At 48.0% G+C, this 12,472-nt stretch carries 9 protein-coding genes; 4 read left to right on the top strand and 5 right to left on the bottom strand.

Annotated elements, in window-relative coordinates; translation table 11 throughout:
* Positions 1 to 25 precede the first annotated feature (25 nt).
* A complete protein-coding gene (locus QUB37_RS09970; RefSeq protein WP_333161431.1) occupies positions 26 to 646 on the bottom strand; it encodes a prepilin-type N-terminal cleavage/methylation domain-containing protein in 621 nt (206 codons plus the stop codon).
* 33 nt (positions 647 to 679) lie between these two features.
* Positions 680 to 5,890, bottom strand: a complete 5,211-nt coding sequence (gene hpsA / locus QUB37_RS09965) for a hormogonium polysaccharide biosynthesis protein HpsA (protein ID WP_333161429.1) — start codon at positions 5,888 to 5,890, stop codon at positions 680 to 682.
* Positions 5,891 to 6,458: 568 nt separating this feature from the next.
* Between hpsA and QUB37_RS09960 the strand changes: the two genes are divergently transcribed.
* Positions 6,459 to 7,349, top strand: coding sequence for a sulfotransferase domain-containing protein (locus tag QUB37_RS09960; RefSeq protein ID WP_333161427.1), 891 nt, complete (start codon positions 6,459 to 6,461; stop codon positions 7,347 to 7,349).
* 406 nt (positions 7,350 to 7,755) lie between these two features.
* Here QUB37_RS09960 and QUB37_RS09955 read toward each other — a convergent pair whose 3' ends face one another.
* Positions 7,756 to 8,163, bottom strand: coding sequence for a hypothetical protein (locus QUB37_RS09955; protein WP_333161425.1), 408 nt, complete (start codon positions 8,161 to 8,163; stop codon positions 7,756 to 7,758).
* 260 nt (positions 8,164 to 8,423) lie between these two features.
* On the bottom strand, positions 8,424 to 8,639 hold the full coding sequence (locus QUB37_RS09950) for a plasmid partition protein ParG (RefSeq protein WP_333077478.1): 216 nt from the start codon (positions 8,637 to 8,639) through the stop codon (positions 8,424 to 8,426).
* Positions 8,640 to 9,234: 595 nt separating this feature from the next.
* Here QUB37_RS09950 and aroF point away from each other — a divergent pair.
* The 3 genes from aroF to QUB37_RS09935 all read left to right on the top strand — a co-directional run bounded on the left by aroF (position 9,235) and on the right by QUB37_RS09935 (position 11,925).
* A complete protein-coding gene (gene aroF, locus QUB37_RS09945) occupies positions 9,235 to 10,086 on the top strand; it encodes a 3-deoxy-7-phosphoheptulonate synthase (protein WP_333161423.1) in 852 nt (283 codons plus the stop codon).
* Positions 10,087 to 10,154: 68 nt separating this feature from the next.
* On the top strand, positions 10,155 to 11,405 hold the full coding sequence (locus tag QUB37_RS09940; protein ID WP_333161421.1) for a transposase: 1,251 nt from the start codon (positions 10,155 to 10,157) through the stop codon (positions 11,403 to 11,405).
* 322 nt (positions 11,406 to 11,727) lie between these two features.
* A complete protein-coding gene (locus QUB37_RS09935) occupies positions 11,728 to 11,925 on the top strand; it encodes a heavy-metal-associated domain-containing protein (RefSeq protein ID WP_333161419.1) in 198 nt (65 codons plus the stop codon).
* Positions 11,926 to 12,046: 121 nt separating this feature from the next.
* On the opposite strand, the gene QUB37_RS09930 is transcribed toward QUB37_RS09935, so the two are convergent.
* The gene (locus QUB37_RS09930; protein WP_333161538.1) at positions 12,047 to 12,457 is read right to left on the bottom strand and encodes a metalloregulator ArsR/SmtB family transcription factor; all 411 of its coding nucleotides are present in this window, start codon (positions 12,455 to 12,457) and stop codon (positions 12,047 to 12,049) included.
* Positions 12,458 to 12,472 lie beyond the last annotated feature (15 nt).

Genomic DNA, 12,472 nt, shown 5'->3' with positions numbered 1-12,472 from the left:
TTTGATTAACAAGGATTTTGATTAATTATTTACACGCAGTGATGCTAATCTGGCCCGTTTTAGGATCTCGGATGCGTGAACAAAGCGATCCATAAGAACCCGGTACTGTAGAAGCAGGGATTTCTGTTTGCATTACCACCAAAGGCGCTTTAGGGTCGCCAAGAGCCGAATTAGCTACGGATTGCTGTTTAGTTTTCATCGCGCCCGAAGAAGAAAAAGCATCACCCCGGTAAACCCGCACCGTCAAGGAGTAACCTGTTGTAGTTGGATTGGCGGGGGCGGGATTACTGAGATTTTGCAGAACCCCTTGAACCAACAAGGTTTTGTTACTGCCGGGGTCACAACCAGCACCCAAATCTATACACAAAGTATTTGCACTTGTTGGAGTATCGGCACTAGATGGAAACCTGCCGATATCTGTAGATTTGATCGCCCCTGTCCTCAGAGCGTCTATGTAAGCTCTCGCCGCCTGCGTGGCGAGTTCGATCCGCCGCGCTTGTACGCGAGTCGCTACTGAGTAAGCCATCACCGGGGCGATCGCAATCATCAGCACCGAAACCACAATCATCGCTACCAATGACTCGATAATCGTGTAGCCGCTGTCTCGTGACTGAGGTAAATTTTGCTGTTGTCTTTGCTTGCTCATAAATTAGGACTCCAGTAATTGCGCGGCGGCAGGTTAGTAAGGGAAACTAGCACATTCTGTGGGGGCAATAGAAGAAGTAGCGGGGCTACCACCGTCTTCCTTGACTCCACACATCAAAGTTTTTACCCACGGGTCATTTCGAGGCACTTCCCGGAAAAACTCGGCCGGTTGACTCGTTGAGGGAGGAGTAGTGAACTTTTGAGTGAATAAATCCGGCGGCTGAGGTAACAAGCCCACGTCATAACCCCAGTTCCTCTTGGGCGGGCTGAAGTAGGGAATATCTCCTGCGCCATCAACGTTATATATGACGGGAATTACCAGTGAAGTAGTAGGTGGATTTAACCGATCGAACAGGCTTACTATCTTATCGGCTGGAGTTGAACCTAAAGGAGTTCCTCCTAGGATTGACAGATAGGGTGCTGTGCTAAAGGCGCTGCGGTTTAGCTGGATAAAAGAACCCTTGATATTAGTAGCATCAGTGCCAGCATTCCAGCTTTCCAAGAATCTGGGCAAATTTTGTAAGCCGCCGTTAAAGTCGCCGACTGTGCCGTTGAGGTTTTGAGAGGGAGTGTCGCCCGCTGCGATGACGAGATTGAAAGTTGTATTTTCAGCTCGCGCTATCCATCCCGTGTTTCTCGCAGTTTGTCCACCCTGAGTGGCAGGTGGAGTAGCTGCCACATCTCGGATCTGCGAGAAGGGCAACAATAAGGGCTGCGTTCCCTGTAAAGGTAGGACTGGGGGTTCTGGTGTTGCTCCCGCTAGTAAGGCTGGTAGTGGTGTATTGCTGCCGTCTCTGGCGTTAGCGACGCCGGTATTTACCATATAGAGGGGGCTGCTATTATTGTAAACTGGCGTGCCCGCCCCACCCGCAAACCACAGAGAATTAGCTCTGGCTGCAATGGGAGCGGGAGGATTAGTTCCTGGCGTAACAGGCGCAATAGTAGCCCCTCCCGTGATCGCCAAAGGCTGTGGAGTTGCGGGCGTTAACAATTGATTACTAGCATTTCTTGCAAAAGCGACGCGACGCGGGAATCTTTGTAATGCCGGAAGCGGGGGATCGAATGTTGAACCAGCTTGAAAAGAAGCGCCCGCAGCAGGTGCAACATAAGCCGTCGCAGCTCCCGCCGGGACTGCCTGGAATGCCGTCCGCTCACTGCCGGGTGTTAGATCCACAAACCAGTCAGCATCCCCACACTCAGAAACGGGTAGTTTCTTACAAACTTCCATCAGATACTCTGGCAAAAGCCCGCGCCGTTGAACGGGAGTCACAAAGTTGTTGAAGTAAGAACTTGTAATTTGAACGGGAGGAGGAGTGGTGGTACTTCTGTAGGTAGCGTCTGTCACCGCTATCGCATCTGCTGGTGCCTTTAAATTGCCATTAGCTAAAAAGGCCCCGCTGGAAAGTCCGTTAGTGACAAAGTTGTTGTTGAAAAATCCTCTTTGTCTGCGGCGCAGTACGGCCTCAGCACCCGCATTATTTCGCAGGTCAAAATCTCCTTCGTTCCGGAAGCCAAAACGATATTTTGCTGATAGGAGGGTGACAGCATCTGCCAGAACATTGGCCGGTCTCCAGTAGTCCCCACCACATGAGGGGAGCCTGGGGTCGCCCTGGCGACAAGCAAAGTTGGAATCGAGGTCATCTTTAGTGCGACCGTAAAAGTTGCTCCAAGTTGAATTTACAGTAGTCTTAAATTCTTCAACTTCGGTAAAAGCTGGCGGTGGCCCACCAACAGGTGCGGGGGGGATACGGCCGTGGGCATTAAATCTGCCTTGGATGTAGACTGGCAAGTTGGATACTAAGGTCAGACCTTTTTCCTTCACTACATCTGCTACGGTAGTTACACCTGTGGGAGTGTTGCCGCCCCGAAATAGAAAGTCGCCGTTAATCAGGACAATCCCGTTTGGCTTGCGAGTGGGGTCGAGGGTGGAGTCTGATGGACTGACTCTTTTGCTTGTGGCTTCATCAAGCCCAGTGGCTGGAGTGCCCGTTCGATCGCTACGATCGGGCAGGGCGTCGTCCCGGCTGGCGTAGATAATCCCGCTGTTGGGCAGCAACCACTCCCCAGCAACTGGTTTATCTTTTTCCCCCCGCAGGGCTTTGATATCTAGCTGAGTCGCACGAATTTCTAGGGGTTGCCGTTCTTCTAGGGGCTGATTGTAATTGACTTTTAATCTTGTGGTGTTGGTTAGAGGAACAGGGCCGCTAAGCGTAAAGGCTTCGTTAACGTTGGGGGTAGCAACGTTGTCACGTTCGATCGCCTTAATTTCTCTGCCACTCAAAAATGCTACTTCTTGAATTGCTCCGTGGGGAATCAAGTTGCGATTGGGAGCGATCGCCCTGCTGAGAATGTCGAGTGCACAGTATGTTGAGTCGATCGCAGCTTTTTGTGCTAGTGTGCGAGCGGTTTCAGGCACTTGTAGGGCTGTTCTCAATGGTCCGTTGGCAAACCGACCGTCAGGGAAGACTAAGCTGGCTTGTATGTCTAAAACTGGGTCGCCACCCGTCAGCAAGCCGCCAGCACCCACATTAGAACGGCCGGGTCTGGGTCTTGCTTTGTTGGGGGTGTATGTGATGCCGTTGTTAGAGCCGATGAATGCCTGCGGAGATCCTAGTGTCGCAGCCTGTCTTGCTACGTATGGCGCTGCCCCACCCTGCCCGCTGACATCAGCGGGTAGACCATTACCGACTAGACTCGTAATATTTCTGGCTGTAAAAGCATTGCTGGGGTCGTAGTAACTGCTAACACAGGCATACGGCTTTTGGTCTGGTTGGGCAGTACCAGTAATCGCGTCTGGGTTGTAGCCATTATCTGCGTAATGATAAACAGCAGTTGCCCGCATCCGCAAGTCGCCTTTGGCAAACTTCCGAGCGGTGGCAGCCTCTTCCTTAATTCCGGGAATTAGAGTAGTAGAGGCGACTGTTATAGGATCTAGACCCGTACCGTCGGCTGTGGCTCCGGCCGGCCAAGCTTCCCAACCACCTGTTGGGCTGTTGTTGTTGTATACCTGAGAACCAGGCCCGAGCGGCGACATCGGCATGGTGTCCGGCCAGACTACGGGATAATTTTCCTCCTGAGCAGTTGCTGGGTCGTCGTAAGTAGTGGAGGGCGTGGGACCGATAGCTACAGATGCGGGACCTTGTTTTGGGCCGTCTGCATCTGTCCACCTAGGCGGTGGCAGGAAGGAGTAAGTCCGATCGTACACGCCACCACTGGTAATTACCCGCAAACCGCCAGTTCCATCAAGGGGATTTCTCGGTGTTTGAGCTGCTGCTGCTTCCCAGAAACCATCTCTAAAGGGCGGAGTGGCTGAACCGGGGGTTTCTCCCCAACCATTACCGCGGTCTGTTGCTCCCACGTCAGCAATCTTCGTCACCTGCGACTTGCGGGTGCGACCAGGCTCTCCACCTGTCCAGGGGGTAGGGCCACCAACATCTTGTGGGTCTGCCGCGCCAACGAATTTGGATTGGGTGGCGTCCCATCGCTGGGCTGGTAAGTTGTTGCCTACTAATACCCTCTCGCCCAAATTTTCTTCGCTCTCAATCTTTTCCGGGTTTCTTGACGGCAGTTTAGTGAGATCGAGGGTAAGCCCTGTCGGCCCGGTGGCACTCCCTACCTGTGCATTCCCAGTTGTAGGAAGACTCCAAGCATCTATGGGTCTGAGGCGATCGCCACTTTCTTGAAGGTAAGCAGTGTAAGGTGTTACCGCCGGATCTGCTACTCCCCCGTCACTTCCCAGAGGTGCTTCTTTGAAAGGCACTTTCCGCAGCCTTTCTTTGAAATAAGATTCCAGTGCATTAGAGCGGCTTAGGGGCTGTTGGGTGCTACCTGCTGGGGGATTCACCAATCGATAAACTGAAACTGGATCATCGGTTTCAGGCTTTGACATTTGCCCCTCTACTAGCGCATTTAACCGCCGCGAGTATGCGTTGCCGTTGTAAAGTACATCAAGGCTGGTATTGGTAGGAGCTGATTGATTTGTGGGGTTAATTAGGACTTCTGGGGTTGCGTCTGGTTGCTCGGCGCTTGCTTTAGTTTTGAAAAGATGTACTACTGCGGGGTTACTATTGGTGTTACCTGCCCAACCATTGACTACGTTACCTGCAACCTGAATTCGGCTATTTTCTTGGTCGTAGAAACAAGAGCCTTTGCTGCTAACTTCAAATAATTTAACGTCTCTTGGATTATTCACCCCCGTTACTAATAAATTGCTATTTGTCAAAATCCGCCCGTTTAAATTCAGAGAAACGCCGGGAGATATGTCTAAGTCGTCTTCATAAACTACCGCATTGTTGCTGAGGGGAATGCGACTTTGGTCTTGCTGGTATTCTAGTGCGGATATGCTGGAAGTTCCCGTGAAGGCTTGATAGTTAGCACCCAAAGCAGCAGCTTCTGCTGGATCTTTAATCGGTACGTTTACTGTGTAAACAAAGAAACTTTTGCTCAGCTTACCGTCTAGCTTGTACCAGCCGGAGTCTCCCACCAACGTAGCGACGTTATCGCCTGCCCCGGCCGCCGCACAAGCGGGTTCTAAAACTCCCAAAGACATCGGCGGCGTTCTGGCGTCCAGTGGCTTTCTCGCCCTTGCGACTTCTAGAGATGTTGCATCGAGAGGAGGATTGCGAAAAAATATTCCGTAGAGGGTAAAAGTGTCAAACTTGCCGTCGTTATTTGTATCGACGGGATATCTCCAAGCTGTATTGATCGCTTCGCTTTCTACGATTCCGGCTCCGCTATTTTGAACTGGTGGTAATTTAGGATTGTTTGCGTTAGTCAGGCTTGTACCGTTGACTGGATACTTAAGTATCAAACGCTCCTCGTCACCAAACTTATACAAATCGCTAGTTCCAGTGTTTTCTGACATCATCCGGTACAATTCTGCATCGGAGGGAGTTGATGTCGGTCTTTGCGGATCTTCGTATAGCACGAACTGAATTTTCGCTTTTGCCCGATCGAGCGCCGGAGTCGCCGCCGCCAGCACCTGCTGGTTCACGCGCACGTTACGCGCCGTATTAGCCCGATCGAACGATCGGAGCGTAATCGCCACAGTCAACAATATAACTACCAGCAACACCATCGTCACCGTCGGCAGCACAAACCCCGCCATCGGTAGTCTCGCCCTCCGGCCCATAGCCATCAGGGTTTGCAGCATTGCTCTCATCAGCCGCTTGGCCCCGGATCTGGTAACACCAGCAATCCGCCGCAGCAGGGATACGATAACTTTGGATAATTTGCTCTTAAACATTGACGCCTTCCTGAATAATTTCAGAGATGGTATTGCTGGTAGTTACTGCTCGACAGTACAATCCCATCTTTATTGTTCCCATTTTTTGCAACTTGCATATCAGCCTCTTGCACAAATTTAAATCTGTACCTTGGCTGGAAAATAAAACCCACAAACCCGCAACCAAAATCGCCGCCGATAATAATATATTTTTCCGCGAAAGATTTGCCCCCCACGGATTAGATATTCCTAACTCCACTCTAATCTAGTTAAATTAAAATGTCAGTGGCCAGAGCCAGAGTGAATTCGATCACCCAAAAACAGTGATCGGGATCGTATGCGATGTATTTCCCAGCCCTTGTCTAGCGGGCTTTGTTGGTGTGTTCGCGTTGCTAGCGCTTTTCAACCACCGGAATCTACAATCACGATCGGTCGATCGAGTGGTTATGCCTGTCAGCGCGCTCAAATCTAAATTGGGCGATCGAATTTCCGTAAGGCGTCAAAGTGCGATCTCAACTCTTGCACCATAGTCAATCAGCCTTTTAGGCGCGGGCTCTCCGGCCCAACCCACAAGAAAATTGAACTATGAGTGGAACAGGCATCTTGCCTGTTCTCCAAAATAGTGCAAGATGTCAGTCAGTGCGATCGAATTGTCGTTTTACCCCCCGGCACACTGTCAGTACAAGTGCCAAATATAAACCTACCATCCCCACCCATGAAACAACCCCCCAAACCCCCCGACTTCATCATCATCGGCGCCCAAAAAGGCGGCACAACATCTCTGTACAATTACTTAATCCAACATCCCCAAATCGCCCCCGCAGCCCAAAAAGAAATCCATTACTTCGACTTCAACTTCGACAAAAGCCCAGACTGGTACTGTTCCCAATTTCCCCAGCCCCAAACAGGCGAAAATCTACTAACCGGAGAAGCCAGCCCCTACTATATTTGTCACCCCCAAGTTCCGCAACGAATCCACGATTTATATCCCAAAGTTAAAATAATCGCCCTGCTGAGAAACCCAGTAGAACGCGCAATCTCCCACTATTATTACTATATCAAAATAGGCTACGAATCCCTATCATTAGAAAGTGCGATCGCCTCCGAACCCGAAAGACTCAAAGGCGAAATAGAAAAACTTCAAACCGACCCAAACTACTACAGCTACGAACACCAACACCACAGTTATCTAACCCGCGGCATTTACGCCGATCAACTCCCAGCCTGGATAAAACTTTTTCCCAAATCACAACTTTTAATCCTCAAAAGCGAAGACTTGTATACCAATCCCTTCGGCACATACAACAGCGTCTTAGAATTTCTAGAATTGCCGCCGCACCAACTACAAACCTACGAAAAATACAACGCCACCCAATATCCCCCCATCAGCGAGACAGTATACGAGCAATTGAGAGCATATTTTCGATCGCACAACCAAAGACTAGCCGAATTGTGCGATCGAGACTTTGGCTGGGATTAATCAATATATCTCCCTTGCATCAAAGTATCGTTCCCCCTCCCCTCGAAAAGCTCCCTCTTGTCCCCCCCTTATTAAGGGGGGTTAGGGGAGATCGAAACCAAGGTATAAACGAGAAATACATGAGGACTTTAAATACTCATGCCCCCCTTAATAAGAGGCGTTAGGGACTATCGAAACGAAGCTATAAACGAGACATATTCCTGATTAAGGGGCGAAAAGAGCGATCGAACTCCACCTTACTACTTAGGCCCTCGATCCCCCCTAGCTCCCCTTAACAAGGGGGGGACAAGATTCCGATCAAAGTCCCCCTTCTTAAGGGGGATTTAGGGGGATCGAGATATGTGCAACTTCACATTAAATTGGTATAAAAACCTTTTTTGTGCCAGTTGCGCTCAGGACAAAAATATTAAGCAGCGGCCGTAGCATTTGCTTCCAGAGGCTCGATTTCTTCCGGCGTAGCGTGACGGCGCGGATCATTAAAGCTGTGTGCCGCTAGCCAGTTAGAATTTTGCGCCGCCTCGCAACCAATCACGTAAAGCGAAGATTGATTAAAAGCAGCCCAGAGAGCATCACAAGCCTCTTTATCCATCAGTGAATCGGCGATCGGGCGATCGTGAATCAGAGCAAATAAATCAAACTCATTTCGTTTTGGATTCCACTGATATTGCAAAGTAGGAGCATAACCCATTTCGATCAATTGTGCGATCGCGCGATCGGGCGTATATCCGTCCAAATGCACCCGATTGAGATAGATAGACACTTGGACATACTCATCTCTGGCAGGTAGCAGTCGGTAATTCGAGTTAGTCATCATTATTTGTCTCCGTGCAGTATTAATAAGAGCGGCCTGCAATATCGGGGCGTTTTTCAGCCTTCATTTTATGCTGAGCACATCGTCGCTTAGCATAAAGGTCTTTTTCAATTTCAGTCTCGCCAGGGGCATAAAAAGGACGGTGAGGAAGCAGTTAGGCTTCTAAATCCTCCCAAGATTTCTCTGGGTTGTCTGAATCTCTCAGTATTTGTCCCTCGCGGTTTGTTCGAGGATGCCGTTTATTCGATATAGTCGATCGGTCATCAGTCTGTTTCCTCTGTTTTGGCGATCGTCTTGACGCGCTGCGGCTTTGGCTCTAAAACGGGTTCGTTTTCCTGTAACCAAGTTTCGATGTACTCCAACAGAACCTCATTCATGCTGAGGCTACGCATGGCGCAAGATGCTTTGAACTTGGCTCTTGTCTCTTCAGGTAGATAGATTTTTACGGACACAGTTTTACTTGTAGTCAAAGTTTCCATATCGCTATATCGATTTGTCTATGTGTCTAGCGTGACACACAGGCGCGCGATCGGATAGGGTCGCTTGTCGATATAAGGACTTGTCTGCTTGTCCCTATATCGATATAAAAACAGACATAGCCAAAAAACGACAACCGCGCCGAGTTAAACGCCATTGCCATTTCCATACATTTTGCAAAAAAATGCTTGACATTCCTACCAGTCTGTGCTAGCTTGTCGAATAGTATTGTGTTTAATCCACAAATCGCAGCACTTCAGCTATGTTCACAGCCAAGTTCACAGCCAACAGCTATCTTTATTTTTGGTACAGCCAAGTTCGCCCGAAGTGAATTTGCAATTCACTGTGAACATCCGGGCGAACCGCAGACTAACACCTGCGGTTTTGTTTTTTCTACTTCTTTTCCCAACAACCAATCGAGTACAAGCGAAAACAGCAATGACATTATTCCGTAACTGGTACTACAGCTTTTATTTTTGGCCCAACAAAAGTTCTGGGTAAATTGTCGCGCTGTCTTTTCGCACCAACCCGGAACCCCTAAAAGTTCCGGGTTTTTTGTTGTCAACCACCCACTTAAATTTCCAGGAAAATACCCTCATGTTAGAAGCCAAACTCGTAACCAAATCTCATCCCGAACACCAAACAATTGTCAAACTCTCAGAAACAGTCTCAGTCGGCGGCACAGAATTATTAATCATCGGCGGCCCCTGTACCGTCGAAAGTTCCGCACAAATGGAAACAGTCGCCCGCCAACTATCCGCCGCCTCCGTGCAAGCTTTGCGAGGCGGAGTCTACAAACCCCGCACATCTCCCTATGCTTTCCAAGGCATGGGAATTGAGGGACTCGAAATTTTAGCCGATGTCAGCCGGCGTTACGGTTTGCCCGTGGTGACAGAGGTAATGTCGATCGCCCAAATCGAGCCAGTTGTCACCTATGCTGATATGCTGCAATTAGGCAGTCGCAATATGCAAAACTTCGAGTTACTAAAGGCGATCGGTCAAGCCGGAAAACCAGTCCTGCTAAAACGCGGCTTATCAGCCACAATCGAAGAATTTGTGATGGCCGCCGAATACATTCTCAGTCACGGAAATCCTCATGTAGTTCTCTGCGAAAGAGGCATCCGCAGCTTCGACAATTACACCCGAAACGTATTAGATTTAGGTGCAGTCGTAGCGCTGAAACAGTTAACTCATTTGCCAGTAATAGTAGACCCTTCTCACGCCGTCGGCAAGCGAGAATTAGTCGCACCACTAGCCAAAGCAGCGGTTGCTTGCGGTGCAGACGGATTAATTATTGAATGTCACCCGCAACCGGAAAAATCGGTTTCTGACGCGCGGCAAGCTCTTTCTTTAGCAGATATGGTAGATTTAGTTGCGAGTTTGCGGGCTTTCGCCGCCGCCGCCCACCGGTCCATACCCGATATTAATTTGCCGACCCAGGTATTGTAAAACTTCATTAACTTTCTAGCCATTTCTAGCCATTTCTAGTATAGTACAGTCAAAATAACGGCCAAACAATGCAGCTAGTTGAAAAGCACACGATCGATAGAACCCACTGGCTATACAAGCAGCTAGATAATTTGTGCTTTCTTTCTAAGAATCTTTTCAACTACGCTAACTACCTAATCCGACAAAAATTTATCCTCAAAGGAGAATACCTCGATTATTACAAAATACAGAAACTATGTCAGGGAACAATAGACTATCGAGCATTACCAGCCAAAGTATCTCAGCAAGTATTATTGAGATTACATGAAAGTTGGAAATCATTTTTTGCTGCTACCAAGGAATATACCATCCATCCAGAGAAATTCAAAGCCCGACCAAAAATACCCAGATACAAACACAAAACATTAGGCAGAAATGTCCTGACTTATACCGCTCAAGCCATCAGTAAAGAATGGCTCAAAAAAGGAATCATAAAACTCTCTTTGACTGATATATTTCTGACTACTAAAGTTCGGGTCGTAAATCAAGTCAGAATCGTCCCAAAAACTTACCATTACTCGCTGGAGGTAGTTTATGAGTCCCAGGATATAACTCAATCATCATCGATAGTTGTTGAAGGGATAGCAGGGATTGATATTGGTCTCAATAACTTAGCCACAATTACATCCAATCAAAAGGGGTTTGTCCCCCTGATAATAAATGGCAAACCGCTCAAATCAATCAATGCTTACTATCACAAAAAGAAAGCTGTATTGCAGTCATATTTGAAGGTAGAGAGAAAGACATCAAACAAAATTGACAAATTCACACACAAGCGTCATGTAAAAATAGATAATTACCTGCACAACGCTAGTCGATTCATCATCAATCATCTGGCAGCTAACCGAATCGGGACACTGGTGATTGGTAAAAACGATGGGTGGAAACAGGGCATAAATCTAGGCAAGCGGACTAATCAGAACTTCGTAGCAATACCTCATGCAAGGTTTATTGAAATGCTAATTTACAAAGCGCAGTTAGCAGGAATAGCTGTGAAAGTTATTGAAAAAAGTTACACTTCAAAGTGTTCTTTTTTGGATAATGAACCTTGTGTAAAGCATTCAGAGTACAAAGGTAAGCGAATTAAGCGAGGTTTGTTTCGTGCTGGTGATGGCAGACTTATCAATGCAGATGTGAATGGCAGTGCGAACATTGTTAGAAAAGCATTTCCCAACGCTTTTGTCGAGGGAATACAGGGCGTGGTAGTACGTCCGGTAAGGGTCACACCTTACAAAATGGTTGTCCGAGGCAAGTGTAATATTTGCCTAGAAAACCTGTAACTATTAAGTTTGAAGTGATATTCGTAGGGGATAATGTATAACTTTTAACGTCAAACTCTACAGTCGGTTTTAACTGATATCTTGCACCATTGTCAGCAACAGGCTTTCGGGCCTGTTCCACAAAAGATAAATTTTCTTGTGGAACAGGCCCGAAAGCCTGTTCATAAAAGGTTAATTGACAATGGTGCAAGATATCAGTTTTAAGCGAATTGAGCTTTGAGGCAGGGGTTTAAACCCCTGCCAGAATCGGCGAAAGCGCGTGTTTCACGAATTTAGATTAAAATAAAAAATAATACTGTCATCTACGAAATTTTGCTTAATTATGGCAATACTACTTAACGTTCCCTCGATCGTCTGTTCCGGCTGCGGTGATACAATTACCAAAGCCATCAAAACTGTTGAATCCGATGCTACTGTGAATGTGGATGTCGCAGCTAAGACTGTTACAGTAGAAGCTCAAGCTTCTGAAGAGTCAATTAAACAGGCGGTTGTTGCTACGGGCCACACCGTTAAAGATTGATATCGAGTTTGGTGAGGGCGGGTTTACGAGATTATTGGTCTTAGGCCGAGATTATTCGTAAAAGCCGCCCCTACAGAATTTTAAATTGATTACCAATGCCCAATGCCCAATGCCCAAAAGCTTAATCTGCTTCGTCTAAGTGTTCGGCGACGGCTTGGTAAAGTTCCAAAACGTGGCGATCGAGTAAACTATAAAAAACTTGTCTCCCAACCTTGCGGTAACTTACCAACCGCATCGCCCGCAATGCCCGCAACTGGTGCGATACTGCTGACTCACTCATACTCAACGCCGCAGCCAAGTCACACACGCACAGTTCTTGTTTTGCCAAAACCGACAGCAACCGCAGGCGATTCGCATCCCCCAAAAGACTGAAAAACTCAGCCATCCGCTGAGCTTTTGCGGTGTTGAGAACTTGTGTTTGGATGTCCCCGGCCCGCAAACAGTCAACTAAGTGCGATGGATCGCACGTTGGTGTATCGTTTTTTTGGTGAGGCTGACTTATCGCTCCATTAACAGCAGAGTTGGGTGACATCTTTTGCCGGCTAGT

Origin of the sequence: Microcoleus sp. AT3-A2 (assembly GCF_036705685.1) — a bacterium.
GTDB lineage: Bacteria > Cyanobacteriota > Cyanobacteriia > Cyanobacteriales > Microcoleaceae > Microcoleus.
Note: the sequence above shows the minus strand (reverse complement) of the source record. Positions and strands in the feature narration are given on the sequence as shown.